A 25,802-nucleotide genomic window follows, 5' to 3' on the forward strand; every position below is an offset into this window, starting at 1 on the left:
CCCGTGCGGTCCGCACTCCGAGAGTGCCCGGGGGACGCGCTCACGCCAACCGCAGGTGCACGATGTCCCCGGCACCCACCGGCTCCTGCACCCCCTCCCCGGTCGCGAGGACCAGCCGCCCGTCGCCGTCCACGGCCACGGCCTCCCCGACGAGCGACCGGTCCCCCGGCAGCTCCGCGCGCACCATGCGCCCGAGCGTCGCGCAGCCCGCCGCGTACGTCTCCTGCAGCCCGCTGGCCGCCGGGTCGCCGCCCGCCGAGCGCCAGCGCCCGTACCAGTCCTCCAGCGACCGCAGCACGCCGCGCAGCAGCGGGTCCCGGTCGGTGTTCACGGCCCCGGCCAGCGCCAGCGACCCGGCCCGCGGGACCGGCAGCTCGTCGGCGCGGAGCGAGACGTTGATGCCGACGCCGATGACGACGCCGTCGTCCCCGGCCCGCTCGGCGAGGATGCCGCCGGCCTTGCGCTCCTCGTCGCCGACGGTCACCAGCAGGTCGTTGGGCCACTTCAGGGCGGTGTCGACGCCGGCCGCCCGGGACAGCCCGGTCGCCACGGCGACGCCGGTGAGCAGCGGCAGCCAGCCCCAGCGGGCCACGGGGATCTCGGCGGGCCGCAGCAGCACGGAGAAGAACAGCCCGGAGCGGGCGGGTGCCGTCCACTGCCGGTCGAGCCGCCCCCGGGCGGCGCTCTGCTCCTCGGCGACGAGAACGACACCCTCCGCCAGGTCGCCCTCGGCGGCCCGGGCCACGAGGTCGGAGTTGGTGGAGCCGGTGCGCTGCACGACGTCGACCTGCCGCCACAGCCCGCCGTCCCGCACCAGTCCCCGGCGCAGGGCCGTGCTGCTGAGGGGGGGCCGGTCCAGGTCGGACCACCTGTTGCGCGGGGAGTCCGGGGAGTCGGAGGAATCTCGGGGCGTCATGCAACCCACCCTAGGTGTGGGAAAGACCGCACTGCCGAACGGAAGGGCCCCTACTACTCTACGAACGAGTAACCGTCCCCCCTTTTGAGCAGGCAGGGAGCCGCATCCCGATGTCCGAGCCGGAAGAGCAGCAGCCCGACATCCACACGACCGCGGGCAAGCTCGCGGATCTCAGGCGCCGTATCGAGGAAGCGACGCACGCCGGTTCCGCACGCGCCGTCGAGAAGCAGCACGCCAAGGGCAAGCTGACGGCTCGTGAACGCATCGACCTCCTCCTCGACGAGGGTTCCTTCGTCGAGCTGGACGAGTTCGCCCGGCACCGCTCCACCAACTTCGGCCTCGACGCCAACCGCCCCTACGGCGACGGCGTCGTCACCGGCTACGGCACCGTCGACGGTCGCCCCGTGGCCGTCTTCTCCCAGGACTTCACCGTCTTCGGCGGCGCGCTGGGCGAGGTCTACGGCCAGAAGATCGTCAAGGTGATGGACTTCGCCCTCAAGACCGGCTGCCCGGTCGTCGGCATCAACGACTCCGGCGGCGCCCGCATCCAGGAGGGTGTGGCCTCCCTCGGCGCCTACGGCGAGATCTTCCGCCGCAACACCCACGCCTCCGGCGTGATCCCGCAGATCAGCCTGGTCGTCGGCCCGTGTGCGGGCGGCGCGGTGTACTCCCCCGCGATCACCGACTTCACGGTGATGGTGGACCAGACCAGCCACATGTTCATCACCGGCCCCGACGTCATCAAGACGGTCACCGGCGAGGACGTCGGCTTCGAGGAGCTGGGCGGCGCCCGCACCCACAACTCCACCTCGGGCGTGGCCCACCACATGGCCGGCGACGAGAAGGACGCGGTCGAGTACGTCAAGCAGCTCCTGTCGTACCTGCCGTCCAACAACCTCTCCGAGCCCCCCGCCTTTCCGGAGGAGGCGGACCTCGCGGTCACGGACGAGGACGCCGAGCTGGACACGATCGTCCCGGACTCGGCGAACCAGCCCTACGACATGCACTCCGTCATCGAGCACGTCCTGGACGACGCCGAGTTCTTCGAGACGCAACCCCTCTTCGCGCCGAACATCCTCACCGGTTTCGGCCGCGTGGAGGGGCGCCCGGTCGGCATCGTCGCCAACCAGCCCATGCAGTTCGCCGGCTGCCTGGACATCACGGCCTCCGAGAAGGCGGCCCGCTTCGTGCGCACCTGCGACGCCTTCAACGTCCCCGTCCTCACCTTCGTGGACGTCCCCGGCTTCCTGCCCGGCGTCGACCAGGAGCACGACGGCATCATCCGCCGCGGCGCCAAGCTGATCTTCGCCTACGCCGAGGCCACGGTGCCGCTCATCACGGTCATCACCCGCAAGGCCTTCGGCGGCGCCTACGACGTCATGGGCTCCAAGCACCTGGGCGCCGACCTCAACCTGGCCTGGCCCACCGCCCAGATCGCCGTCATGGGCGCCCAGGGCGCGGTCAACATCCTGCACCGCCGCACCATCGCCGACGCCGGTGACGACGCCGAGGCCACCCGGGCCCGCCTGATCCAGGAGTACGAGGACGCCCTCCTCAACCCCTACACCGCCGCCGAACGCGGCTACGTCGACGCCGTGATCATGCCCTCCGACACCCGCCGCCACATCGTCCGCGGCCTGCGCCAGCTGCGCACCAAGCGCGAGTCCCTGCCCCCGAAGAAGCACGGCAACATCCCCCTGTAAGGAGCCGCTGTGACCATCAAGGTCGTCCGGGGCAACCCCACCCCGGAAGAACTGGCCGCCGCCCTGACGGTGGTCAGGGCCCGCGCGGCAGCGACGGAAGCGGAGCCGTCCGGCCCCCAGTCGCCGCGCGACGCGTGGTCGGACCCGTCCCGCATCGCGACGACCCGCCTCCCCCACCCGGGCCCGGCGTCATGGACCCGCACGTACTGGCCCGGGTGAGGTCGAATACCCAGGGGCGCGGGGAACCGCGCACGGAACGGCACCCCCGCGCCCCGATTTAAGTACCCGTACTCAAGTCGCCGCCGCCCGCCAAGCCCCACGCTAGTGACATGCTGTGGTCCGACCCCGAGAACGAGCCGCCCAAGGAACTGCGCGACACGCAGGACATGCTGCGGCGGCTGAGCGTGTTCCTGGCGCTGGCCATGGTCCTCGCGATGATCGTCCTCGGCCTGGGCTGAGCCGGCCCCGCCCGGGTGACTAACCTGGCCCCATGACTCCTCAGTCCCGCCGCCGACTCGTCCTCGCCTCCCAGTCCCCGGCCCGGCTCGGCCTGCTGCGCCAGGCGGGGCTCGCCCCGGAGGTCCTCGTGAGCGGTGTCGACGAGGAGGCCGTCACCGCCCCCACCCCCGCCGAGCTGGCCCTCGCCCTGGCCGAGGCCAAGGCGTCCGTCGTGGCCGCGAAGCCGGAGGTGCACGGGGCGCTGGTGATCGGCTGCGACTCGGTGCTCGACCTGGACGGCCAGGCGCTCGGCAAGCCGGCGGACGCGGAGGAGGCCACCGCCCGCTGGAAGGCGATGCGCGGCCGGGCGGGCACGCTGCAGACCGGCCACTGCGTCTGGGACACCGCCTCCGGCCGCCACGTCTCGGCGACCGCGTCCACGGTCGTCCGCTTCGGCGAGCCGACCGACGACGAGATCGCCGCCTACGTGGCCTCCGGGGAGCCCCTCCACGTCGCCGGGGCGTTCACCCTGGACGGCCGCTCGGCCCCGTTCATCGACGGCATCGACGGCGACCACGGGAACGTCATCGGCCTCAGCCTGCCCCTGCTGCGCCGCCTGCTCGCCGACCTCGGGACGGGCATCACGGAGTTGTGGGCGCCGGCGGAGGACTGACCGGGGAGCCGTCATCGCCCTTGCCGTCCTCGGCCCGCTGCCCGGCGGCGGGCTGCTCCCGGGCGTCGTACGTCATCAGCAGCAGCACGATCAGACCCAGTACGACGATCATGAAGATGAAGGCGCCGGGCCCCACCAGCCCCCAGGTGAAGGCACCGAGCAGCCCGTGCACCACGGCGGCGCTGATCAGCAGGATCCGGCCGAGCCCCGCGGGCGCGCGGTCGCGCAGCGCCACGAGCAGGGCGACCAGGGCGCACAGCGCGAAGTACAGGCCGAAGACCACCCCGCCGATCTTCGAGGACAGGGACATCATGTCCGGGTCCAGACCGGCCAGGGACATGTCCTGGCGGTCGACGACGATCGCCAGGAACCAGTTCAGCGCCGCGACGCCGACCGCCTCCGCGAAGAGCACGACCGCCACGACCCACGCCACCGGCCTGCGCACCGACACCGGTCCCCACCCACCTTCGACCGCTGCCGCACAGGACAGCTGTTACCCCAAGTACGTTCGAGACCAGAGGAACGCTACTAACGGGTAAACCTCGCCACAAGGGTTCCGGCGCGAGCAAAGAATCATTGGGCCATTAGTAGGGACTCCACAAAGAAACCGAGTGGCCCGCAGCACGCCCTTACAGAGACCTTGACCACATCGGAGGGCTAGGGTTTCCCCCAGGAGTCCTGCGTACCGCGGTACTGCAAGGGCTTTCGGGGGTCGAGCGAGCCTCGAATCACGCTCCGTGTGGGCAAGCTCACCATTGGGGACGGGTCGAAGTGCCGTGTCGGCAGTCCCTAAACTCGGCTTGTTTCAAGGAGGGAGCCTCAATCGTGCGCAAGGTGCTCATCGCCAATCGTGGCGAAATCGCTGTCCGCGTGGCCCGGGCCTGCCGGGACGCCGGGATCGCGAGCGTGGCCGTCTACGCGGATCCGGACCGGGACGCGTTGCACGTCCGTGCCGCTGATGAGGCGTTCGCCCTGGGTGGTGACACCCCCGCGACCAGCTATCTGGACATCGCCAAGGTCCTCAAAGCCGCCCGCGAGTCGGGCGCGGACGCCATCCACCCCGGCTACGGATTCCTCTCGGAGAACGCCGAGTTCGCGCAGGCGGTCCTGGACGCCGGCCTGATCTGGATCGGCCCGCCCCCACACGCCATCCGCGACCTGGGCGACAAGGTCGCCGCCCGCCACATCGCCCAGCGGGCCGGCGCCCCCCTGGTCGCCGGCACCCCCGACCCCGTCTCCGGCGCGGACGAGGTCGTCGCCTTCGCGAAGGAACACGGCCTGCCCATCGCGATCAAGGCCGCCTTCGGCGGCGGCGGCCGCGGCCTCAAGGTCGCCCGCACCCTCGAAGAGGTCCCCGAGCTGTACGACTCCGCCGTCCGCGAGGCCGTGGCCGCCTTCGGCCGCGGGGAATGCTTCGTCGAGCGCTACCTCGACAAGCCCCGCCACGTGGAGACCCAGTGCCTGGCCGACACCCACGGCAACGTGGTCGTCGTCTCCACCCGCGACTGCTCCCTGCAGCGCCGCCACCAAAAGCTCGTCGAGGAGGCCCCCGCACCCTTCCTCTCCGACGCCCAGACGGCAGAGCTGTACGCGTCCTCCAAGGCCATCCTCAAGGAGGCCGGCTACGTCGGCGCCGGCACCGTGGAGTTCCTCGTCGGCATGGACGGCACGATCTCCTTCCTGGAGGTCAACACCCGCCTCCAGGTCGAACACCCGGTCACCGAGGAAGTCGCCGGCATCGACCTGGTCCGCGAGATGTTCCGCATCGCCGACGGCGAAGAACTCGGCTACGACGACCCCGCCCTGCGCGGCCACTCCTTCGAGTTCCGCATCAACGGCGAGGACCCCGGCCGCGGCTTCCTGCCCGCCCCCGGCACCGTCACCCTCTTCGACGCACCCACCGGCCCCGGCGTCCGCCTCGACGCCGGCGTCGAATCCGGCTCCGTCATCGGCCCCGCCTGGGACTCCCTGCTCGCCAAACTCATCGTCACCGGCCGCACCCGCGCCGAGGCACTCCAGCGGGCGGCCCGCGCCCTGGACGAGTTCACCGTCGAGGGCATGGCCACCGCCATCCCCTTCCACCGCACGGTCGTCCGCGATCCGGCCTTCGCCCCCGAACTCACCGGCTCCACCGACCCCTTCACCGTCCACACCCGGTGGATCGAGACCGAGTTCGTCAACGAGATCAAGCCCTTCACCACGCCCGCCGATACCGAGGCGGACGAGGAGTCGGGCCGTGAGACGGTCGTCGTCGAGGTCGGCGGCAAGCGCCTGGAAGTCTCCCTCCCCTCCAGCCTGGGCATGTCCCTGGCCCGCACCGGCCTGGCAGCCGGGGCCCGCCCCAAACGCCGCGCGGCCAAGAAGTCCGGCCCCGCCGCCTCCGGCGACACCCTCGCCTCCCCGATGCAGGGCACCATCGTCAAGATCGCCGTCGAGGAGGGCCAGGAAGTCCAGGAAGGCGACCTCATCGTCGTCCTCGAAGCGATGAAGATGGAACAGCCCCTCAACGCCCACAGGTCCGGCACCATCAAGGGCCTCACCGCCGAAGTCGGCGCCTCCCTCACCTCCGGCGCCGCCATCTGCGAGATCAAGGACTGACGAGTCCCGCACCACGACAGGGGCGCCCGACGGACCACCTCACACGGTCCGCCGGGCGCCCCTGTCACTGCCCGCCGGACGGGGACCGCCGGACGAGGCCCTACCGTCGCCGCATGTCGGCGACGCGCGCCCGCTCCGCTCCGCCCCCCTGCTCACCCAGCGCGGTGGCAGACCGCAACCCCGCGCCCGCAGCCCCCGGAACCTGACGGCGCGGCCCCGGAAGCGGCACGTCCCGACGTTGCTGACGCCCCACGGAATCACCCCCCGGGGCCCCCGAAGCCCCGGTGCCGTTCGCCGTACCACCCCCTGACGCCCCGGCCACGGCGATCTGCACGCCCTGGTCGGCCAGGGCCTGCAACTCGGTGGCGGCGCGGTCGTCGTGGCCCGGCGACTCGTCGGTGACCAGACGGGTGATGACGTCGGTGGGCACGGTCTGGAACATGGTGTCCGTACCCAGCTTGGAGTGGTCGGCGAGGACGACGACCTCGGCGGCGGCCTGGACCAGCGCCCGGTCGACGGAGGCCGACAGCATGTTGGAGGTGGACAGCCCCCGCTCGGCGGTCAGCCCGCTCCCGGACAGGAAGGCCTTGGAGACCCGCAGCCCCTGGAGGGACTGCTCGGCCCCCGACCCCACCAGGGCGTAGTTGGACCCCCTGAGCGTGCCTCCGGTCATCACCACTTCGACCCGGTTGGCATGGGCAAGGGCCTGGGCCACCAGCAGCGAGTTGGTGACGACGGTCAGCCCGGGCACTCGCGCGAGCCGGCGGGCCAGCTCCTGCGTCGTCGTACCCGCCCCCACCACGATGGCTTCGCCCTCTTCGACGAGGCCCGCGGCGAGATCGGCGATGGCCGTCTTCTCGGCGGTCGCGAGATGGGATTTCTGCGGAAAGCCGGACTCTCGCGTGAACCCGCCCGGCAGTACCGCACCGCCGTGCCGGCGGTCGAGGAGTCCTTCTGCCTCCAGTGCGCGCACGTCCCGCCGTACGGTCACTTCGGAGGTCTGGACGACGCGGGCGAGCTCACGGAGCGACACGGCCCCGTTCGCTCGCACCATTTCGAGGATCAATTGGCGACGTTCTGCAGCGAACACGAAACTGACAGTAACCCCAACGACCGTCTGCTTTCAGCAGTATGCGCCGAATAACAGAAGTTGTTCGCATGCCACCACCGGAAGTGGTATACGGGCCTACCCCGGCCGCCTATGCCACCCGCAAGCACCGCAACTCCCCGTGACCAGCGGGGAGTCATTTCCAGCCGCGCCCGCCGGCCTACTGCTCCCCGCCGGCCTTGCGCGTGTGCAACTGCCGCGCCACCTCCGCAATCGACCCCGAGAGCGAGGGATACACGGTGAAGGCGTTGGCGATCTGCTCGACCGTCAGGTTGTTGTCGACGGCGATCGAGATCGGATGGATCAGCTCCGAAGCACGCGGCGCCACCACCACACCCCCCACCACGATCTCGGTACCGGGCCGGCAGAAGATCTTGACGAAGCCGTCCCGGATGCCCTGCATCTTGGCGCGCGGGTTGCGCAGCAGCGGCAGCTTCACCACGCGGGCATCGATCTTGCCGGCGTCCACGTCGGCCTGCGAGTACCCGACGGTGGCGATCTCGGGGTCGGTGAAGACGTTGGCGGAGACGGTCTTCAGATTCAGCGGAGTAACGGCGTCGCCCAGGAAGTGGTACATGGCGATCCGCCCCTGCATGGCCGCCACCGAGGCCAGCGCGAAGACGCCGGTGACGTCACCGGCGGCGTACACACCGGGAGCCGAGGTCCGCGAGACCCGGTCGGTCTTGATGTGCCCGGAGTCCTTGAGCCGGACGCCCGCCTCCTCCAGCCCCATCCCCTCCGTGTTGGGGATGGCACCGACGGCCATCAGACAGTGCGACCCGGTGATGACCCGCCCGTCGGACAGCGTCACCTCGACCCGGTCCCCCACCCGCTTGACGGACTGGGCCCGCGACCGCGACATGACGTTCATCCCACGCCGCCGGAACACGTCTTCCAGAACGGCCGCCGCATCCGGGTCCTCGCCCGGCAGCACCCGGTCCCGCGACGACACGAGGGTGACCCGCGACCCGAGCGCCTGATAGGCCCCGGCGAACTCGGCACCGGTGACACCGGACCCGACCACGATGAGCTCTTCGGGCAGCTCCTCCAGGTCGTACACCTGGGTCCAGTTCAGGATCCGCTCCCCGTCGGGCCGTGCGTCCGGCAGCTCCCGCGGATGCCCACCCGTAGCGATGAGCACCGCGTCGGCGGTCAGCGTCTCCTCGCTCCCGTCGGCGGCCCGCACCACGACCTTCCGCGACCCGTCGAGCCCCTGCATGCCCTCCAGCCGACCGCGCCCGCGCATGACCCGCGCACCCGCACGGGTCACGGAGGCGGTGATGTCGTGCGACTGCGCCAGCGCGAGCCGCTTCACCCGCCGGTTGACCTTGCCCAGATCGACACCCACCACCCGGGCGGCCTGCTCCATGGGCGGAGTGTCGTCGGCGACGATGATCCCCAGCTCCTCATAGGAGGAGTCGAAGGTGGTCATCACCTCAGCCGTCGCGATGAGGGTCTTGGACGGCACGCAGTCGGTCAGCACCGACGCCCCGCCCAGACCGTCGCAGTCGACGACGGTCACCTCCGCGCCGAGTTGAGCGGCCACCAGCGCCGCTTCGTATCCGCCGGGTCCGCCGCCAATGATCACGATCCGAGTCACGTACCCCATTGTCCCGCACCCTTCAACGAGAGGCCGCCCGGGGCCACCACCGTGACGACGGCGATGCCCGACACCCCTGCCGTACCCTTCCCCTCATGTCGCTCTACGCCGCATACGCCGGCAACCTCGACGCGCGGTTGATGACCCGCCGCGCCCCGCACTCGCCGCTGCGCGCCACCGGCTGGCTGAACGGGTGGCGGCTGACCTTCGGGGGCGAGCACATGGGCTGGGAGGGCGCCCTGGCGACCCTCGTGGAGGACCCGATCTCCCAGGTCTTCGTCTCCCTCTACGACATCGCCCCGATGGACGAGGACTCCCTGGACCGCTGGGAGGGCGTGGGCCTGGACATCTACCGCCGCACCCGGGTCCGCGTCCACACCCTCGACGGCGAGGAGGGTGCCTGGACCTACGTCCTGAACGCCTACGAGGGCGGCCTGCCCTCCGCCCGCTACCTGGGCGAGATCGCGGACGCCGCCGAATCGTCCGGCGCCCCCCACGACTACGTCATGGAACTCCGCAAACGCCCCTGCTGAGGACGTCCTCGTCAAAACCTCCAACCCAAAAACCACCATCCCGTGACCTCTGCCATCTACGCGCGTAGCCGCAAACCGGCTACCCTCTTCGCGTGAACGCATCTCTTCTTCCGGACGACATCCAGGGCGACCCGTACGCCGCCGCCGACGCCGCCGCGGCCCGCCTGCGCGAACTCACCGGCGCCGAGACCCACGACGTCGCCCTCGTGATGGGCTCCGGCTGGGCACCGGCCGTGGACGCCCTGGGCGCCCCCGAGGCCGATCTCCAGGTCACCGACCTCCCGGGCTTCCCCGAGCCCGCGGTGGAGGGCCACGGCGGCAAGGTCCGCTCGTACACCCTCGGCGACAAGCGCGCACTGGTCTTCCTGGGCCGCACCCATTACTACGAGGGCCACGGCGTCGCCGCCGTCTCCCACGGCGTCCGCACCGCGGTCGCCGCCGGCGTCAAGACGATCATCCTGACCAACGGCTGCGGCGGCCTGCGCGAGGGCATGCGCCCCGGCCAGCCGGTCCTGATCAGCGACCACATCAACCTGACCGCCACCTCCCCCATCGTCGGCGCCAACTTCGTCGACCTCACCGACCTCTACTCGCCCCGCCTGCGGGCGCTGTGCAAGGAGGTCGACGCCACGCTGGAGGAGGGCGTCTACGCCCAGTTCCCCGGCCCGCACTACGAGACCCCGGCCGAGATCCGCATGGCCCGCGTCATCGGTGCCGACCTGGTGGGCATGTCGACGGTCCTGGAGGCGATCGCGGCCCGCGAGGCCGGCGCGGAGGTCCTGGGCATCTCCCTGGTCACCAACCTCGCCGCGGGCATGACGGGCGAGCCCCTCAACCACGAGGAGGTCCTCCAGGCGGGCCGCGACTCCGCCGCCCGCATGGGGAAGCTGCTCACCCAGGTACTGGGCCGGCTGTAGCCGAGGCCCAGTGGTCCGGCGTGGGCTTGGCACCCGGCACGGGGGTGGGTCGCGTGACCCGGCGCTGCCGGGGTGCCTCCCCCAGTGCCTGAACGGCCTGGGAGGTACCCCCACCGCCCACCCGTGCCGCCCCAGCGGCACGACTGCCCGCGACTACGGGGGCGACGGCCCGCGGGCGCGTACGGCGGGAAGGGGACGTGTCGGGGGGTGTTCGCCCGCAGCGGTTGGCGCGTCAACGCGGCGAGCCCTTGTAGCCGACCGATTCCGCGCCGTTCCGAGGACGAGCACCCCCCGGCGCGGCCCCGACCCACCCACAACGCACCGCGCTACGCGCACCCCCACCGAAGCCGCAGCGGCGCCGCAGGCACCCCGCACCCGCACCCGCACCCGCACCCGCACCCGCACCACCGACACCCGAGAGGCTGACCGACGTGCAAGACGTGCAAGACGACCTCCTCGCACGAGCCAAGGCATGGCTGGCCGAGGACCCCGACGCGGACACCCGCGCGGAACTCGCCCGCCTCATCGACGCCGAGGACCACGCCGAGCTCACCGCACGCTTCTCCGGCACCCTCCAGTTCGGCACCGCGGGCCTGCGCGGCGAACTGGGCGCCGGCCCGATGCGCATGAACCGCTCGGTCGTCATCCGCGCCGCCGCGGGCCTCGCCGCGTACCTCAAGAAAGAAGGCCGGCACGACGGCCTGGTGGTCATCGGCTACGACGCCCGCCACAAGTCCGCCGACTTCGCCCGCGACACCGCCGCCGTCATGACCGGCGCCGGCCTCAGGGCGGCCGTACTCCCCCGCCCTCTCCCCACCCCCGTCCTCGCCTTCGCGATCCGCCACCTCGGCGCGGTCGCCGGAGTGGAGGTCACCGCCAGCCACAACCCGCCCCGGGACAACGGCTACAAGGTGTACCTCGGCGACGGCTCCCAGATCGTGCCCCCCGCCGACGCCGACATCGCCGCCGAGATCGACGCCGTGCGCACCCTCCACGACGTCCCCCGCCCCGACACCGGCTGGCAGACCCTCGACGACGACGTCCTCGACGCCTACCTCACCCGCACGGACGCCGTCCTCGCCGCCGACTCCCCCCGCACCGCCCGCACGGTCTACACGGCGATGCACGGCGTGGGCAAGGACACCCTCCTCGCCGCCTTCGCCCGAGCCGGCTTCCCGCGCCCCACCCTCGTCACCGAGCAGGCCGACCCCGACCCGGACTTCCCCACCGTCGCCTTCCCCAACCCGGAGGAGCCCGGCGCGATGGACCTCGCCTTCGCGACGGCGAGGGCGGCGAACCCGGACCTGATCATCGCCAACGACCCGGACGCGGACCGCCTGGCAGTGGCCGTACCCGACACCGCGGAGGCCACCGGCTGGCGCATGCTCCGGGGCGACGAGGTCGGCGCCCTGCTCGCCGCCCACCTGGTCACCCGCGGAGCGCACGGCACGTTCGCGGAGTCGATCGTCTCGTCGTCCCTCCTGACCCGCATCGCCGCGAAGGCGAACCTCCCCCACGTCGAAACCCTCACCGGCTTCAAGTGGATCGCCCGCGTCGAGAACATCCGCTACGGCTACGAGGAAGCCCTCGGCTACTGCGTCGACCCCGCGGGCGTCCGCGACAAGGACGGCATCACCGCGGCCCTCCTGATCACGGAACTGGCTTCCACCCTCAAGCAGGCCGGCCGCACCCTCCTCGACCTGCTCGACGACATCGCCGTGGAACACGGCCTGCACGCCACGGACCAGCTCTCGGTCCGCGTGGAGGACCTCTCCCTGATCGCCGCGGCGATGAACCGCCTGCGCGAACAGCCCCCGGCAACCCTCGCGGGCCTCCCCGTCACCACCGCGGAGGACCTCACCCGGGGCACGGACACCCTCCCGCCCACGGACGGCCTGCGCTACACGCTCGACGGAGCCAGGGTCGTCGTCCGCCCGAGCGGCACGGAGCCCAAGCTCAAGTGCTACCTGGAGGTGGTCGTCCCAGTGGCCGAGCACGCCGGCCTCCCCGCAGCCCGCGCCAAGGCTGCGGACCTGCTGACGGCGCTCAAGCGCGACCTGTCGACGGCGGCGGGCATCTGAAAGGCCGGGGGTGCGAGGCACCCCGGCCGCACTCACCCACCCGCACCGCGGTCACCCCACCCCGAACAGCACCCCCAGCGCCACCGCCCCCGCCACGACCGGCACGACGATCTCGTACGCCCACCGCACCGTCACCCCGCCCTGCGAGCCCTCGGCCGCCTTCCGCGCCTCCCACAGCTCCCGCAGCTCGTCCATGACCTTGTCGGCCTCGGCCCGCACCGGCCCGTCGCCCTCGACGGCCGAGGACCCGGCACCACCGCCCCGCGTGCCGAACTGCCCCACGCCCCCGAGCACGCTCCCGCGCCTGCGCCCCCCGGCACCACCGGCGAGCCGCCGGTCCTCCTGCCGCGCGGCCTTCTTGCGCCCCCGCAGCGAGACGGGAACGGACCACAGCTGGAACTTGTCGCCGCCCTCGGTGAAGACCTCGTTCGAGTACGCGGACCGGAACGACTCGACCTGCGCCCAGGGCAGGACGATCACACGGAACGGATTGCGCACCCGCATCCGGTCGTCGTTGGCGAAGACGGCGGGCCGCACGGTGTAGGCGGCGACGAGCGGCACCAGGAAGACCAGCGCCGCGAGCGCCTTCCAGCGGGTGTCCCCCTCGCCCGTGACCAGGGCGTCGATGCCGAGCCACAGCGCGAGGGCGAGTACCAGCACGCCTCCGGAGATACCCGCGGGCGAGCGGTAGGCCCGGTCCTTGGACACGGGTCCCGAGGGCTGCGGCGAGGATGACTGGGGCTCCGGGGTGGTCATGCTGCCGATTGTGCCCGACGCCCCGCCCGGTGCTCACATGCGGTGCCGCTACATCGGACGAGCCCACGGGGGCTGTACAGACCGCTACGCGCGTAGATATGCTCGTCTGGTGACCATGCCCACCACTGCACCCGCCGCAAACGGACCCGCACAGGGCCCCGCAAACGGACCCGCACGCGGATTCGCCGACGTCACCGCGTCCGACAGCACCCTGCGCCGCTTCCTCCACGGACTGCCCGGCGTCGACACCGTCGGCCTGGAGGCGCGCGCCGCCTCCCTCGGCACCCGATCCATCAAGACCACCGCGAAGGCCTACGCCCTCGACCTGGCCATCTCGATGGTCGACCTGACGACGCTGGAAGGCGCGGACACCCCGGGCAAGGTCCGGGCGCTCGGCGCGAAGGCGGTCCGCCCCGACCCGACCGACCGCACGGCCCCGTCGACGGCGGCCGTCTGCGTCTACCCCGACATGGTGCCCACCGCCAGGGAAGCCGTCGCCGGCTCCGGCGTGAAGGTCGCGTCGGTCGCCACGGCGTTCCCGGCCGGCCGCGCCTCGCTGGCCGTCAAGCTGGCCGACGTGCGCGAGGCCGTGGCGGCGGGCGCGGACGAGGTCGACATGGTCATCGACCGCGGCGCGTTCCTGGCCGGTCAGTACATGAAGGTGTACGACGAGATCACCGCCGTGCGCGAGGCCTGCGGGACGGCCGCCCGTCTGAAGGTCATCTTCGAGACCGGCGAGCTGTCGACGTACGACAACATCCGCCGCGCCAGCTGGCTCGGCATGCTGGCGGGCGCGGACTTCATCAAGACATCGACCGGCAAGGTCGCGGTCAACGCGACACCCGCCAACACGCTCCTCATGCTGGAGGCGGTCCGCGACTTCCGCGCCCAGACCGGCGTCCAGGTGGGCGTGAAGCCGGCCGGCGGCATCCGCACCGCGAAGGACGCGATCAAGTTCCTGGTCCTGGTCAACGAGACGGTGGGCGAGGACTGGCTGGACAACCACTGGTTCCGCTTCGGCGCCTCCTCGCTCCTCAACGACCTGCTGATGCAGCGCCAGAAGCTGGCCACAGGCCGTTACTCCGGCCCCGACTACGTGACGGTGGACTGATCGACATGGCACCCACACCCTCATCCGCACCCGCGTTCGAGTACGCACCGGCACCCGAGTCCCGCGCGGTCGTCGACATCGCCCCCTCCTACGGCCTGTTCATCGACGGCGAGTTCACCGAGGCGGCCGACGGCAAGGTCTTCAAGACGGTCTCCCCCGCCACCGAGGAGGTCCTCTCCGAGGTCGCCGAGGCCGGCGAGGCGGACGTCGACCGCGCCGTGAAGGCCGCCCGCAAGGCCTTCGAGAAGTGGTCGGCGCTGCCCGGCGCGGAGCGTGCGAAGTACCTCTTCCGCATCGCCCGCATCATCCAGGAACGCAGCCGGGAACTGGCCGTCCTGGAAACCCTCGACAACGGCAAGCCGATCAGGGAGACGCGCGACGCCGACCTCCCCCTGGTCGCCGCGCACTTCTTCTACTACGCCGGCTGGGCCGACAAGCTCGACCACGCCGGCTACGGCGCGAACCCCCGCCCCCTGGGCGTCGCGGGCCAGGTCATCCCCTGGAACTTCCCGCTCCTGATGCTGGCCTGGAAGATCGCCCCGGCGCTCGCCACCGGCAACACGGTGGTCCTGAAGCCCGCCGAGACGACCCCCCTCTCCGCCCTGTTCTTCGCGGACATCTGCCGCCAGGCCGGGCTGCCCAGGGGCGTCGTCAACATCATCACCGGCGACGGCCGCGCCGGGGCGGCGCTCACCGCGCACCCCGACGTGAACAAGGTCGCCTTCACGGGCTCCACGGCGGTCGGCAAGCAGATCGCGCGCACGGTCGCGGGCACCCGCAAGAAGCTCACCCTCGAACTGGGCGGCAAGGGCGCCAACATCGTCTTCGACGACGCCCCGATCGACCAGGCCGTCGAGGGCATCGTCAACGGCATCTTCTTCAACCAGGGCCAGGTCTGCTGCGCGGGCAGCCGCCTCCTGGTCCAGGAGTCGATCCACGACGAGCTGCTGGACTCCCTGAAGCGCAGGCTCACCACCCTCCGCCTGGGCGACCCGCTGGACAAGAACACGGACATCGGCGCGATCAACTCCGCCGAGCAGCTGGCCCGTATCACCGCACTCGCCTGCCAGGGCGAGGCGGAGGGCGCCGAGCGCTGGTCCCCGGCCTGCGAACTGCCCTCCTCCGGCTACTGGTTCGCCCCGACGCTCTTCACGAACGTCACCCAGGCGCACACGGTGGCCCGCGACGAGATCTTCGGCCCGGTCCTGTCCGTCCTCACCTTCCGCACGCCGGACGAGGCGGTCGCCAAGGCCAACAACACGCCGTACGGCCTGTCGGCGGGCATCTGGACGGAGAAGGGCTCGCGCATCCTGGCGGTCGCGAACAAGCTCCGTGCCGGTGTGATCTGGTCCAACACGTTCAACAAGTTCGACCCGACGTCGCCGTTCGGCGGCTACAAGGAGTCGGGCTTCGGCCGCGAGGGCGGCCGCCACGGCCTGGAGGCGTACCTCGATGTCTGAGCGACTCAGCGTGCTGAAGACCTACAAGCTGTACGTCGGCGGGAAGTTCCCGCGTTCCGAGAGCGGCCGGGTGTACGAGGTGAGCGACGCGAAGAACAGGTGGCTGGCCAACGCCCCCCTCTCCTCCCGCAAGGACGCCCGTGACGCGGTGGTCGCCGCGCGCAAGGCGTTCGGCGGCTGGTCCGGCGCGACGGCGTACAACCGCGGGCAGATCCTCTACCGGATCGCCGAGATGCTGGAGGGCCGCCGCGACCAGTACGTCGCGGAGGTCGCCGACGCGGAAGGCCTGTCGAAGTCGAAGGCGGCGGCCCAGGTGGACGCCGCGATCGACCGCTGGGTCTGGTACGCGGGCTGGACCGACAAGATCACCCAGGTGGTCGGCGGCGGCAACCCGGTCGCGGGCCCCTTCTTCAACCTCTCCTCCCCGGAGCCGACCGGCGTCGTGGCCGTCCTGGCCCCGCAGAAGTCGTCCTTCCTGGGCCTGGTGTCCGTCGTCGCCCCGGTCATCGCTACGGGCAACACGGCAGTGGTGGTGGCCTCGGAGAAGTCCCCCCTCCCCGCCCTCTCCCTGGGCGAGGTCCTGGCCACCTCCGACCTGCCCGGCGGTGTGGTCAACATCCTCTCCGGCCGCACGGCGGAGATCGCCGCCCCGCTCGCCGCCCACCAGGACGTCAACGCGATCGACCTCGCGGGCGCCGACGAGGAGCTGGCGAGGGAGCTGGAGATCGCGGCGGCGGACAATCTCAAGCGCGTCCTGCGTCCACAGCCTGTGGACGACGCGGGCGCGGACTGGTCCGCGACCCCGGGCACGGACCGCATGACGGCGTTCCTGGAGACGAAGACGGTCTGGCACCCGACGGGCGCCCTGGGCGCCTCCGGCTCGTCGTACTGACCGAATCCTCCGTCAGCCGACGCCGACGGGCCGCGGCTCCTCCCCGTCCGGAGGAGCCGCGGTCTTCACTCGGCCGAGCAGGGCCTCAGTTCCGGCCGGCTGGGCGCGGTCTTCCGTCCCGTCAGCGGGGACAGGTCCTTCATGTACATTTCCGCCCACTCCTTTCCGGCCAGGATCTCCTTGAGCCCCGAGCACACCTTGCTCTTCAGGAGCGGGTCGTCCTTCCGCATCGCCACCCCGTAGGGCTCCGTGCCCGCGCCGCTGGGCAGCAGCTTCAGATGCGCCGGATCGTTCTGGGCGTACCCGGCGAGAAGCACGTCGTCCGAGGCGACCGCGTACACGCTCGAGCGCTTGTCCAGCAGTCTTTCCACGCACTCCTTGTAGGTGTCGGGCTGCCACTTCCCCGTGGTGTACCCGTCCTCCTTCAGCCTGTCCGCGTACGTGGAGTCCCGCGCCGTGCACACCTCGACCTGGTTCCGCTTCACGTCGACGGCTTCGCCGAGGTCGTACTTGGCGGAGTTCTTGCGGACGAGGAGGCTGCTGCCCGCCTTGTAGTAGGGGCCGACGAAGCTGATGCCGTCCCGCTTCTCACGCTCGGGCGTCATGCTGTACGAGGCGACGACGAGGTCCACCTCGCCGTTCTTCAGCTTGCTCGCCCGGTTGGCCGTGGTCACCCCGTAGAAGTCCACCTGTGACTTGTCGTAGCCCAGTTTGCCGGCGAGGGCGTAGGCGATGTCGACGTCGAACCCGCTCCACCCGCCGGTGTCCTTGTCGTAGAAGCTCAGCCCGGGCTGGTCCTCCTTCGCCCCGACCGTCAGCCGCTTCCTGGCGCTCTTCCACTGCTCCCACGCCTGCTCCGCGTCGCCCCCGGCGGCTCCCCCTCCCTGCTGCCCGGAGGCGTCGTCCTGCTTGCCCCCGGAGTCGCCCCGCGAGACGAGCCAGCCGCCACCGGCCAGCAGTACGACACACGCCGCGGCCGCCGCCACCTTCCAGCCCGACAGCCGCCCGCGGCCGCCGCCCGACGCCACCGGCGACGGCACGGAGGGAACGGCTCCGGAGGGAACGGCCCCGGAGGACGACGCGGCGGGCGCCGCCGCGGTCACCGCCGGCACGGGCTCCGAGTCGGGCGACGCGGACTCCGAGGCGGGCGGCGCGGACTCCGAGGCGGGCGGCGCGGGCCGGGCCGTGGGCGGGGGTGCGGGTGCGGGTGTGGCGGCCCTGGCGGGGGTCGGCCTGCCGGGGTCCGCGAGGACGTCCCGGAGCATCTCCTCCGCCCCGGCGGCGTCCAGGCGCCGGTCCGGGTCCGTCGTCAACAGCCCCTGGATGACCGGGCCGAGGGGGCCGGCGTACCGGAGCACGGGGTCGGGCGACTGCTGGATGTTCGCCTGCACCTCCCAGACCTCGTTGCCGCCGAAGGGCAGGCGGCCCTCGACCATCTCGTACAGCGTGACGCCCAGGGCCCACAGGTCGGAGGCGGAGGTGGGGCCGGGGGCGGCGGGAGCGAAGAGTTCGGGCGCCAGGTAGGGGGGCGTGCCGATGATGCCGCCGTGCCGGGTCACCCGGTCCGCGCCCTCGAAGGTGGCGATGCCGAAGTCCACCAGGACCACCTGGCCGCCGTCCCGCACCAGGACGTTGCCCGGCTTGACGTCGCGGTGCAGGACCGACGCCTCGTGAACCGCCCGCAGCCCCTGGGCCATCTGGAGGCCGATCTCCGCGGCCCTGGGCACGCCGAGGACCCGGTCGCGGCTCAACAGGTCGGCCAGCGACCGCCCTTCGAGCAGCTTCATCACGATCCAGACCTGGTCGGCGGTCTCGATCTGGTCGTGCACCGTCACCACGTTCTGGTGCTCGATCTTGGCGAGCGCCTCCGCCTCGCGACGGGCGCGCTGCATCGCCGCCTTCTGCGTGTCCGGGGTCATGGCCCTGCGGTCCAGGAGCCCCTTCACCGCGACGAACCGGCGCAGCCGCCGGTCGTGGGCCTTCCAGACCTCGCCCATGCCGCCGCTGCCGATGGGCTCCAGCAGCTCGTAGCGGCCCTCGATCACGGTGTGGGAGACGGGGGGACGATCCTCGGGATGCCCGTCGGCTCCGCCGCCGGCCCCGTTGATTCCGTCGTCGTTGTGCACTCGGCCCCCTAGCACCACTTGCGCGAAACGTGAGTCACCACAGATTAGACGGCCCCCACGGAGCCCCCGCGACGAACGGGCAGGGCGGACCACCGCGACGGAAACGGGCCGCGACCCCCCGCTCGGAGGGATCGCGGCCCGGCGTGCGCGGACCGCGTCAGCGCAGCAGCTCCGTCACCTCCCCCACCACCGGCACGGCACCCAGCGACTGGGCCTGAGCGACCGGCCCCGTCAGGGCCGTCGAGGTCAGCGGCTGGAAGTCGGCGACCTTCGTACCGACGCCGTTGTCCAGCGGGTCGACCCCGGTGCCGGCCAGGGGGTTGGGCTTGAGGTCGGCGACCGGGCCGGTGACGAAGCCGACGGTGCCGGTCACGGCCGCCAGGCCCGCCTGCGGGTCGATGTTGCCCAGGGACGTGGGGCGGGTGTGCGCCAGACCGGCGATGGTCTCGCCGCTGTCCGCGGAAGCCGTCGCCGCTCCTGCTGCCAGGGCGGCACCGGCGGTCGCCAGGGCGACCAGGGCGCGCTGTGCGTGCGGGGTGCGGGGGGACGCGTGTCGGGCCATCGCTGCTGCCACCTCTTGGTGTGGATTGCTACGGACTGCCCTGACAACAGCGCACACCGTGATCAGGTCACCGCACAGCGCGACCGAGATGTGACGCACGCGGCAAAGTCCACCCGCGGGGTCGTACGCCGGCCGTCGGATGCCTCAGACTGGTGTCCCGTGAGCTCCCATCCGCCCATACCGACGCGAGTCGTGCTGCTCTGCGGCCCCTCCGGCTCCGGCAAGTCCCTCCTCGCCGCGCACTCCGGCCTCCCGGTGCTGCGCCTCGACGACTTCTACAAGGAGGGCACCGACCCGACGCTGCCGACGGTGCCCCTCAGTACCGACATCGACTGGGACCACCCGGCGTCGTGGGACGCGGACGCGGCGGTCGCCGCCATCCGGGAGCTGTGCCGCACGGGGCGTACCGGCGTGCCCGTCTACGACATCTCGCTGAGCGCCCGCACCGGCGAGGAGACCGTAGACATCGGACGGACGCCGCTGTTCCTCGCGGAGGGCATCTTCGCCGCGGAACTGGTGGACCGCTGCCGGGAACTGGGCGTGCTGGCCGACGCGCTGTGCCTGAGCCGGGGCCCGCTGACGACCTTCCGCCGCCGGTTCCTGCGGGACCTGCGCGAGGGCCGCAAGTCCGTGCCGTTCCTGCTCCGCAGGGGCTGGCGGCTGATGCGGCTGGAGCGGTCGGTCATCGCCCGGCAGACCGCCCTGGGCGCCCACGCCTGCGACCGGGACGAGGCGATGGGCCGGCTGGCCGCCGCGGCGGCGGGACGATGCGCCACCAGCCGTACGGCCGCGTAACGCCTGCCCCCGCATGCGGAAGCGGGACTGGACGGACCCCCCGGCCCTCCAGTCCCGCTCCCTTTCCACCCCCGTGGATCCCCCGTGATCCCCGGCCCCCGTTGTTCCCCCGTGTCCCCCGTGGTGCTTCCCCGTGAGTAAGAGCCCGGGTCCCTCCCCCTGATACACCCCGGCTCGAAACTTTTTTCACGGGGCCCCGCCCCTCGGGCCCGGTCCCCCCCGGCCCGTACCTTCAGGCGACCAGTTCGCCGAAGGCGTCCTCCTGGTCACGGCCGAAGCTGAGGACCTCGTCCTCGCGCAGCCGGCGCAGCGAGCGCCAGATGCTGGACTTCACCGTGCCGACGCTGATGTCGAGGATGTCCGCGATCTCCGGGTCCGTGCGGCCCTCGTAGTAGCGCAGGACCAGCATGGTGCGCTGCAGTTCGGGCAGCCGGGCGAGCGCCTGCCACAGGACGGTGCGCAGCTCGGTGCCGCGCATCGCGTCCATGTCGCCGGGCGTCTCCGGCAGTTCCTCGGTCGGGTACTCGTTGAGCTTGCGGCGCCGCCAGGCGCTGATGTGCAGGTTGGTCATGGTCCGGCGGAGGTATCCGCCGACCGCCGCCTTGTCACTGATCCGGTCCCACGCCCGGTAGGTCGAGAACAGCGCGCTCTGCAGCAGGTCCTCGGCCTCGAAGCGGTCGCCGGTGAGGTGGTAGGCGGTGGCGTACAGGGAGGAGCGGCGCTCCTGCACGTAGGCGGTGAACTCCGCCTCCGACAGGGAGCGGTGCTCCCCCCGGTCCCCCGTGTTCCCCGTCTCCCCCGTGTTCGCGTCAACCACCGTCATGTACGCGGTGTGCTGACGCCCGGTGCCGCGAGCGCACCCCCGCCCGCTCACGGCACCGGACTTCTCGGAACCCCGGTGTGCGTGCACGTCGTGCAGACGCGTGACCACTGCGCTGGTGTTGGTGCCCTTCAGCGTGTTCATCTCGCGCCCCCCGTCGTGGACTGCCGGTTGCCTGTGACGAAAAGCCTGCCGCGGCGACTTCATGGCCGTGTCCGCCGACTGTCACAGAGCTGTCACAGGGGTCCGTCACCGCTGCACCACCCTTCCTTCACAGGGTCCGGCGGCGTCGTGGGAGCCCAACCGCACCCGCAGGTCGAACACCGGCCCCCTCATGGGCCAGAATGAGCGCGTGCCTTCCCTGTTGCTGATCGAGGACGACGACGCCATCCGTACGGCCCTGGAGCTCTCCCTGACCCGCCAGGGCCATCGGGTGGCCACCGCTGCCAGTGGTGAGGACGGTCTGAAGCTGTTGCGCGAGCAGCGGCCGGACCTGATCGTGCTGGACGTGATGCTGCCCGGCATCGACGGTTTCGAGGTGTGCCGTCGCATCCGGCGCACCGACCAGCTGCCGATCATCCTGCTGACCGCGCGCAACGACGACATCGACGTGGTCGTCGGTCTCGAGTCGGGCGCCGACGACTACGTCGTCAAACCCGTCCAGGGCCGGGTCCTGGACGCCCGGATCCGGGCCGTGCTGCGGCGCGGGGAGCGGGAGTCCACCGACTCGGCGAGCTTCGGCAGCCTGGTCATCGACCGTTCGGCGATGACCGTGACGAAGAACGGCGAGGACCTTCAGCTGACGCCCACCGAGCTGCGGCTGCTCCTGGAGCTGAGCCGACGGCCGGGACAGGCGCTGTCCCGGCAGCAGTTGCTGCGGCTGGTGTGGGAGCACGACTACCTCGGCGACTCCCGGCTGGTGGACGCGTGCGTGCAGCGGCTGCGCGCCAAGGTCGAGGACGTGCCGTCGTCCCCGACCCTGATCCGTACCGTGCGGGGTGTCGGCTACCGGCTGGATCCGCCTCAGTGACACGGGAACACCAGGGGGGTACCCGCGGCCTGGCCGCGGCGCGCAAGGGTTTCTGGTCCGGTCTGCGCTTCACCAGCCTGCGCCTCAGGCTGGTCCTCGTCTTCGGCCTGGTCGCGCTCACCGCCGCCGTGTCCGCGTCCGGCATCGCGTACTGGCTGAACCGGGAGGCGGTGCTGACCCGTACCCAGGACGCGGTGCTGCGGGACTTCGAGCAGGAGATGCAGAACCGGGCGGGCGCGCTGCCGGAGCACCCCACGCAGGACGAGGTGCAGCACACGGCGGGGCAGATGGCCAACAGCAGCCAGCGGTTCTCGGTGCTGCTGGTCGCCGAGAGCGCCGACGGCACCGCCGTGTACGGCAGCTCCGGCGGCCTGGGCGGCTTCGCGCTGTCCGACGTGCCCGAGTCGCTGCGCACGGCCGTGAACAAGGAGCAGAAGCTCACCTCGGCCAACAAGCACCGGTACCACCTGTACTGGCAGCGGACAACCGACGACGGCACCCCGTACCTGGTGGCCGGCACGAAGGTGATCGGCGGCGGGCCGACCGGGTACATGCTCAAGTCGCTGGAACCGGAGGCCAAGGACCTGAACTCGCTCGCCTGGTCGCTGGGGATCGCCACCGCGCTCGCCCTGCTCGGTTCGGCGCTGCTCGCGCAGGCCCTGGCGACGACCGTGCTGAAGCCCGTGCACCGGCTCGGGGTCGCGGCGCGGCGGCTGGGCGAGGGGAAGCTGGACACCCGGCTGCGGGTGTCCGGCACCGACGAACTGGCCGACCTGTCGCGCACCTTCAACAGCGCCGCCGAGAACCTGGAGAAGCGGGTCGCGGACATGGCGGGCCGGGAGCAGGCCTCCCGGCGCTTCGTCGCGGACATGAGCCACGAGCTGCGTACACCGCTGACGGCGCTCACCGCGGTGACGGAAGTGCTGGAGGAGGAGCTGGAGTACGCGGGCGAGGGCGAGGGGGAGGGCGGGAGTTTCGACCCGATGGTCGAGCCCGCGGTGCGGCTGGTGGTGAGCGAGACGCGGCGGCTGAACGACCTGGTGGAGAACCTGATGGAGGTCACCCGCTTCGACGCGGGCACCGCCCGCCTGGTCCTGGACGACGTCGACGTCGCCGACCAGATCACCGCCTGCATCGACGCCCGGGCCTGGCTGGACGCCGTCGACCTGGAGGCCGAGCGCGGCGTCCACGCCCGCCTCGACCCGCGCCGGCTGGACGTCATCCTCGCCAACCTGATCGGCAACGCGCTCAAGCACGGCGGGTCGCCGGTCAGGGTCTCCGTGGCGCGGGCGGACGACGAGATCGTGATCCGGGTGCGGGACAACGGTCCCGGCATCCCCGAGGACGTCCTGCCGCACGTCTTCGACCGCTTCTACAAGGCGAGCGCGTCCCGGCCGCGCTCCGAGGGCAGCGGGCTCGGTCTGTCCATCGCACTGGAGAACGCGCACATCCACGGCGGTGAGATCACCGCGGAGAACGCCCCGGAGGGCGGTGCGGTGTTCACCCTGCGGCTGCCGCAGGACCCGTCGCCGCCCGCCGACGAGGACGGCGGGGCCGACGAGGAGACCGAGGACCGGGGCAAGGACGCGAAGGGACAGGTCTGATGACCGTACGCCGTCTGCCGGCCCTCTCCGGGCTCGCGGCAGTGGCCGTGCTGCTGACCGGGTGCGGCATCCGCGCCACCGAGGTGCCCACCGACTACGGTCCCGCGCCGTCGCGGGTGCGCTGCTCGCTCGCCGAGCCGGACGTGTCGACGCGGACCACACCCGGGCTGCCGGCGCAGGTGTTCCTGCTGTGCGGCTCGTCGCTGGTGGCCGTGGACCGCACGGTGCGGGTGCCGGAGGGCGCCTCGGACTCGGGGCGGCGGGTGCTGGTGGCCCAGGGACTGCTGGACGAGCTGACGGCACAGCCGTCGGCCGCGGAGAAGGAGGCCGGTTACACGTCGGACGTGCGCCGCGGGATCGTGGTGACGGGACCGCGTTCCGGCGACCCCGAGGACACGCTGCGGCTGAGCACCGATCCCGACGACCTGACCTCGTACGCGCTCGCGCAGGTGGTGTGCACCTTCTCCGACTCCGCCGCGGCCGAGGGCGACGGCTCGGTGATCCTGGCCGGGCCCACCGACCGGTCCGCCCGCCGCTACTCCTGCACGGACGAGGTCCGGGCCCGGCCGGGCAGCAACGAACCGCCCGCGGACGAGGTCACGGGCGGCTGACGGGCCGCACCGCGCGGCACCGGGCGGGTGCCGCGCGAAGGCCCCGCAGGGGCCGTGTGGCGCAAGCCTCACCCTTGCGTGGAGGCGCCCGGAACCGCGCACGGCGGGGGGCGCGTCTAGGGGGACGTGCAGCGTCATGGGTTCCTCGGCGGCAGCGCCGCGCTCCGCATCCGTGTGACAGGAAGTGTTCTCCTGGTCGCACATCTCGCGTTCGTCGCCTGGTACGCGCTGCGGCCGCTGGACGTCCCCTGGGTACTGCCGCCCAACCTGGAGCCGTTCGCCGGGATCCGCGCCGACCTGGCGCTGGGCGGGCGCGCGGCGGCCCGTTCGATCGGCGGCTCGCTGGCCCTGCTGGCGCCGCTCGGCGTCCTGCTGCCGGTGGCCGGCGGGCGGCTGCACGTCTCGCCGCTGGCGTCCCTGCTGCGCACCACGGCCGCGGCCGCCCTGCTGTCGGTGGGCGTCGAGCTGCTGCAGACCGGGGTGCCCGGTCAGGTCGTCGACATCGACTCGGTGCTGCTGAACACGGTGGGCGTGGCCCTCGCGCACCTCGCCGTCGTCCCGGCGGGCCGGGCCCGGCTCCGCCGCTGGTACCGGCAGCACGGGCGGGAGGGCCTCCTCCAGGAGGAGCCCGGTCAGGGTCGGACCCCGACGATTCCCAGGGTCGGTATCGCCCCGTAGAGCGACGCTTTGTGCGGTTCGTCTCCGTAGCGTGGAGGGCAGATGAAGGGGAAGCCGGAGGGCAGCCCCACCCACACGCTCACGAAGGAGCCGCGATGTCCAGCCTCGCCCGCCCCACCCACGGCCGCATGATCGGCGGAGTGTGCGCCGCGCTGGCCCGGCGCTTCGGCACCTCCGCCGGCACGATGCGGGTGATCTTCCTGGTCTCCTGCCTGCTGCCCGGCCCGCAGTTCCTGCTCTACCTGGCCCTGTGGATCCTGCTCCCGTCCGAGGAGAAGGCCGCCCGTACGGCCTGGTGACAGACGTACCACCCCTCTGGTACACCGATGGGGCGCACCCGGCGACCGGGTGCGCCCCTTCGGCGCGTACGGGGGAGGCGGTGGCGCTCAGCCGCCCAGCGGGAGGCCGTTGACCGGCAGGCCCTGGGTGGGCAGCCCCTTCAGCGGCACACCGCCGAGCAGCTTGGCGACCGGCTCGGTCGGGCCCTCGGCGAGCTGCTCGGCGACCACCTGCTCGACCACCGGCTGCGCGACGGTCAGACCGGTGTGGGAGATCTTGCGGCCCTGCTCCAGCACGTTGCCCGCGCCGGGCGCCACCTGGGAGACGGTCTCCGCGGGGAGGGTGCGGGCGACGGAGTCCACCGTCTGCGCGGTGTCCGGGAGCTCGGGGGCCGCGGTGGCCGCGCCCGCGCCGGCGGCGGCGAAGGCGGCGCCGAGGGCGGCGACACCGAGGGTCTTGGCAGCAGACTGCTTCATGAAGATGCGTCCTCGTAATGGGGTGACGGGGATGT

At 72.0% G+C, this 25,802-nt stretch carries 26 protein-coding genes; 17 read left to right on the forward strand and 9 right to left on the reverse strand.

Going from position 1 to position 25,802, the window contains the following annotated elements:
• Positions 1-40: 40 nt before the first annotated feature.
• Complete coding sequence (locus Sru02f_RS33175) at positions 41-916, reverse strand: biotin--[acetyl-CoA-carboxylase] ligase (RefSeq protein WP_109033118.1); 876 nt, start codon at positions 914-916, stop codon at positions 41-43.
• 110 nt (positions 917-1,026) lie between these two features.
• Between Sru02f_RS33175 and Sru02f_RS33180 the strand changes: the two genes are divergently transcribed.
• From Sru02f_RS33180 to Sru02f_RS33195, 4 genes are all read left to right on the forward strand, one after another.
• Positions 1,027-2,619 carry an acyl-CoA carboxylase subunit beta gene (locus tag Sru02f_RS33180; protein ID WP_011029952.1) on the forward strand — a complete coding sequence of 531 codons (1,593 nt, stop codon included), beginning with the start codon at positions 1,027-1,029 and terminating at the stop codon, positions 2,617-2,619.
• A 9-nt stretch (positions 2,620-2,628) separates the two neighbouring features.
• Positions 2,629-2,838: an acyl-CoA carboxylase subunit epsilon gene (locus Sru02f_RS33185; RefSeq protein ID WP_109033117.1), complete on the forward strand. Its 210-nt coding sequence runs from the start codon at positions 2,629-2,631 to the stop codon at positions 2,836-2,838.
• A gap of 110 nt (positions 2,839-2,948) precedes the next feature.
• Positions 2,949-3,077, forward strand: coding sequence for a morphogenic membrane protein MmpB (gene mmpB / locus Sru02f_RS33190; RefSeq protein WP_109033116.1), 129 nt, complete (start codon positions 2,949-2,951; stop codon positions 3,075-3,077).
• Positions 3,078-3,109: 32 nt separating this feature from the next.
• Positions 3,110-3,730 (forward strand): nucleoside triphosphate pyrophosphatase, encoded by a 621-nt coding sequence (locus Sru02f_RS33195; protein WP_093456867.1) that lies wholly within the window; start codon positions 3,110-3,112, stop codon positions 3,728-3,730.
• On the opposite strand, the gene Sru02f_RS33200 is transcribed toward Sru02f_RS33195, so the two are convergent.
• A complete protein-coding gene (locus Sru02f_RS33200) occupies positions 3,699-4,181 on the reverse strand; it encodes a hypothetical protein (protein WP_109033115.1) in 483 nt (160 codons plus the stop codon). The genes Sru02f_RS33195 and Sru02f_RS33200 overlap by 32 nt on opposite strands.
• Positions 4,182-4,555: 374 nt before the next feature.
• Here Sru02f_RS33200 and Sru02f_RS33205 point away from each other — a divergent pair, with 374 nt between their 5' ends.
• Entirely contained in the window at positions 4,556-6,328 is a 1,773-nt protein-coding gene (locus tag Sru02f_RS33205) for an acetyl/propionyl/methylcrotonyl-CoA carboxylase subunit alpha (RefSeq protein WP_109034493.1), read from the forward strand.
• Between the two features lie 100 nt (positions 6,329-6,428).
• On the opposite strand, the gene Sru02f_RS33210 is transcribed toward Sru02f_RS33205, so the two are convergent.
• Both Sru02f_RS33210 and Sru02f_RS33215 read right to left on the reverse strand, forming a co-directional pair.
• Complete coding sequence (locus tag Sru02f_RS33210; RefSeq protein ID WP_063646593.1) at positions 6,429-7,418, reverse strand: DeoR/GlpR family DNA-binding transcription regulator; 990 nt, start codon at positions 7,416-7,418, stop codon at positions 6,429-6,431.
• Positions 7,419-7,596: 178 nt separating this feature from the next.
• On the reverse strand, positions 7,597-9,045 hold the full coding sequence (locus Sru02f_RS33215) for an NAD(P)H-quinone dehydrogenase (RefSeq protein ID WP_164275280.1): 1,449 nt from the start codon (positions 9,043-9,045) through the stop codon (positions 7,597-7,599).
• An 86-nt stretch (positions 9,046-9,131) separates the two neighbouring features.
• On the opposite strand from Sru02f_RS33215, the gene Sru02f_RS33220 reads away from it, so the two are divergent.
• From Sru02f_RS33220 to Sru02f_RS33230, 3 genes are all read left to right on the forward strand, one after another.
• Positions 9,132-9,569, forward strand: a complete 438-nt coding sequence (locus Sru02f_RS33220) for a gamma-glutamylcyclotransferase (protein WP_109034491.1) — start codon at positions 9,132-9,134, stop codon at positions 9,567-9,569.
• 92 nt (positions 9,570-9,661) lie between these two features.
• A complete protein-coding gene (locus Sru02f_RS33225; protein ID WP_109034489.1) occupies positions 9,662-10,486 on the forward strand; it encodes a purine-nucleoside phosphorylase in 825 nt (274 codons plus the stop codon).
• Positions 10,487-10,926: 440 nt separating this feature from the next.
• Positions 10,927-12,567 carry a phospho-sugar mutase gene (locus Sru02f_RS33230; protein WP_167469763.1) on the forward strand — a complete coding sequence of 547 codons (1,641 nt, stop codon included), beginning with the start codon at positions 10,927-10,929 and terminating at the stop codon, positions 12,565-12,567.
• Between the two features lie 51 nt (positions 12,568-12,618).
• Here the strand turns inward: Sru02f_RS33230 and Sru02f_RS33235 are convergent, their stop codons facing one another.
• Positions 12,619-13,323 carry a PH domain-containing protein gene (locus tag Sru02f_RS33235; RefSeq protein ID WP_109034486.1) on the reverse strand — a complete coding sequence of 235 codons (705 nt, stop codon included), beginning with the start codon at positions 13,321-13,323 and terminating at the stop codon, positions 12,619-12,621.
• 115 nt (positions 13,324-13,438) lie between these two features.
• Between Sru02f_RS33235 and deoC the strand changes: the two genes are divergently transcribed.
• Genes deoC through Sru02f_RS33250 form a run of 3 tightly spaced genes read left to right on the forward strand, consistent with a single transcriptional unit; the run spans position 13,439 to position 16,786 of the window.
• On the forward strand, positions 13,439-14,434 hold the full coding sequence (deoC, locus tag Sru02f_RS33240) for a deoxyribose-phosphate aldolase (protein WP_109034484.1): 996 nt from the start codon (positions 13,439-13,441) through the stop codon (positions 14,432-14,434).
• 5 nt (positions 14,435-14,439) lie between these two features.
• Positions 14,440-15,894, forward strand: coding sequence for an aldehyde dehydrogenase family protein (locus Sru02f_RS33245; RefSeq protein ID WP_109034482.1), 1,455 nt, complete (start codon positions 14,440-14,442; stop codon positions 15,892-15,894).
• Complete coding sequence (locus Sru02f_RS33250) at positions 15,887-16,786, forward strand: aldehyde dehydrogenase family protein (protein ID WP_167469751.1); 900 nt, start codon at positions 15,887-15,889, stop codon at positions 16,784-16,786. The genes Sru02f_RS33245 and Sru02f_RS33250 overlap by 8 nt, the downstream gene beginning before the upstream one ends.
• Positions 16,787-16,851: 65 nt before the next feature.
• Here Sru02f_RS33250 and Sru02f_RS33255 read toward each other — a convergent pair whose 3' ends face one another.
• Together Sru02f_RS33255 and Sru02f_RS33260 are read right to left on the reverse strand one after the other, a co-directional pair.
• Positions 16,852-18,912, reverse strand: a complete 2,061-nt coding sequence (locus Sru02f_RS33255; protein WP_109034479.1) for a bifunctional serine/threonine-protein kinase/glutamate ABC transporter substrate-binding protein — start codon at positions 18,910-18,912, stop codon at positions 16,852-16,854.
• Positions 18,913-19,069: 157 nt separating this feature from the next.
• Positions 19,070-19,474 (reverse strand): hypothetical protein, encoded by a 405-nt coding sequence (locus tag Sru02f_RS33260; RefSeq protein ID WP_109034477.1) that lies wholly within the window; start codon positions 19,472-19,474, stop codon positions 19,070-19,072.
• A 192-nt stretch (positions 19,475-19,666) separates the two neighbouring features.
• On the opposite strand from Sru02f_RS33260, the gene Sru02f_RS33265 reads away from it, so the two are divergent.
• A complete protein-coding gene (locus tag Sru02f_RS33265; protein WP_164277948.1) occupies positions 19,667-20,269 on the forward strand; it encodes a uridine kinase in 603 nt (200 codons plus the stop codon).
• Between the two features lie 232 nt (positions 20,270-20,501).
• Here the strand turns inward: Sru02f_RS33265 and Sru02f_RS33270 are convergent, their stop codons facing one another.
• A complete protein-coding gene (locus tag Sru02f_RS33270) occupies positions 20,502-21,233 on the reverse strand; it encodes a SigE family RNA polymerase sigma factor (protein WP_016327117.1) in 732 nt (243 codons plus the stop codon).
• A gap of 208 nt (positions 21,234-21,441) precedes the next feature.
• On the opposite strand from Sru02f_RS33270, the gene afsQ1 reads away from it, so the two are divergent.
• From afsQ1 to Sru02f_RS33295, 5 genes are all read left to right on the forward strand, one after another.
• Positions 21,442-22,119 carry a two-component system response regulator AfsQ1 gene (afsQ1, locus tag Sru02f_RS33275; protein WP_003974066.1) on the forward strand — a complete coding sequence of 226 codons (678 nt, stop codon included), beginning with the start codon at positions 21,442-21,444 and terminating at the stop codon, positions 22,117-22,119.
• Entirely contained in the window at positions 22,116-23,723 is a 1,608-nt protein-coding gene (gene afsQ2 / locus Sru02f_RS33280) for a two-component system sensor histidine kinase AfsQ2 (protein WP_109034474.1), read from the forward strand. The genes afsQ1 and afsQ2 overlap by 4 nt, the downstream gene beginning before the upstream one ends.
• Entirely contained in the window at positions 23,723-24,334 is a 612-nt protein-coding gene (locus Sru02f_RS33285; protein WP_109034472.1) for a hypothetical protein, read from the forward strand. Before afsQ2 ends, Sru02f_RS33285 begins: the two co-directional genes overlap by 1 nt.
• A gap of 126 nt (positions 24,335-24,460) precedes the next feature.
• The gene (locus Sru02f_RS33290; RefSeq protein ID WP_109034471.1) at positions 24,461-25,012 is read left to right on the forward strand and encodes a VanZ family protein; all 552 of its coding nucleotides are present in this window, start codon (positions 24,461-24,463) and stop codon (positions 25,010-25,012) included.
• 95 nt (positions 25,013-25,107) lie between these two features.
• Positions 25,108-25,311: a PspC domain-containing protein gene (locus Sru02f_RS33295; RefSeq protein WP_003974070.1), complete on the forward strand. Its 204-nt coding sequence runs from the start codon at positions 25,108-25,110 to the stop codon at positions 25,309-25,311.
• An 87-nt stretch (positions 25,312-25,398) separates the two neighbouring features.
• Here the strand turns inward: Sru02f_RS33295 and Sru02f_RS33300 are convergent, their stop codons facing one another.
• Entirely contained in the window at positions 25,399-25,767 is a 369-nt protein-coding gene (locus Sru02f_RS33300) for a hypothetical protein (protein ID WP_011029937.1), read from the reverse strand.
• Positions 25,768-25,802: the final 35 nt, after the last annotated feature.

The sequence above is a fragment of the Streptomyces rubrogriseus genome (genome assembly GCF_027947575.1).
GTDB lineage: Bacteria > Actinomycetota > Actinomycetes > Streptomycetales > Streptomycetaceae > Streptomyces > Streptomyces rubrogriseus.

Bases quoted from the DNA above. Each gene is read 5' to 3' on its own strand.
- Sru02f_RS33175 (WP_109033118.1), bottom strand. From the start codon at position 916: ATGACGCCCCGAGATTCCTCCGACTCCCCGGACTCCCCGCGCAACAGG.
- Sru02f_RS33180 (WP_011029952.1), top strand. From the start codon at position 1,027: ATGTCCGAGCCGGAAGAGCAGCAGCCCGACATCCACACGACCGCGGGC.
- mmpB (WP_109033116.1), top strand. From the start codon at position 2,949: ATGCTGTGGTCCGACCCCGAGAACGAGCCGCCCAAGGAACTGCGCGAC.
- Sru02f_RS33195 (WP_093456867.1), top strand. From the start codon at position 3,110: ATGACTCCTCAGTCCCGCCGCCGACTCGTCCTCGCCTCCCAGTCCCCG.
- Sru02f_RS33215 (WP_164275280.1), bottom strand. From the start codon at position 9,045: ATGGGGTACGTGACTCGGATCGTGATCATTGGCGGCGGACCCGGCGGA.
- Sru02f_RS33220 (WP_109034491.1), top strand. From the start codon at position 9,132: ATGTCGCTCTACGCCGCATACGCCGGCAACCTCGACGCGCGGTTGATG.
- Sru02f_RS33235 (WP_109034486.1), bottom strand. From the start codon at position 13,323: ATGACCACCCCGGAGCCCCAGTCATCCTCGCCGCAGCCCTCGGGACCC.
- deoC (WP_109034484.1), top strand. From the start codon at position 13,439: ATGCCCACCACTGCACCCGCCGCAAACGGACCCGCACAGGGCCCCGCA.
- Sru02f_RS33245 (WP_109034482.1), top strand. From the start codon at position 14,440: ATGGCACCCACACCCTCATCCGCACCCGCGTTCGAGTACGCACCGGCA.
- Sru02f_RS33250 (WP_167469751.1), top strand. From the start codon at position 15,887: ATGTCTGAGCGACTCAGCGTGCTGAAGACCTACAAGCTGTACGTCGGC.
- Sru02f_RS33260 (WP_109034477.1), bottom strand. From the start codon at position 19,474: ATGGCCCGACACGCGTCCCCCCGCACCCCGCACGCACAGCGCGCCCTG.
- Sru02f_RS33270 (WP_016327117.1), bottom strand. From the start codon at position 21,233: ATGAACACGCTGAAGGGCACCAACACCAGCGCAGTGGTCACGCGTCTG.
- Sru02f_RS33285 (WP_109034472.1), top strand. From the start codon at position 23,723: ATGACCGTACGCCGTCTGCCGGCCCTCTCCGGGCTCGCGGCAGTGGCC.
- Sru02f_RS33295 (WP_003974070.1), top strand. From the start codon at position 25,108: ATGTCCAGCCTCGCCCGCCCCACCCACGGCCGCATGATCGGCGGAGTG.
- Sru02f_RS33300 (WP_011029937.1), bottom strand. From the start codon at position 25,767: ATGAAGCAGTCTGCTGCCAAGACCCTCGGTGTCGCCGCCCTCGGCGCC.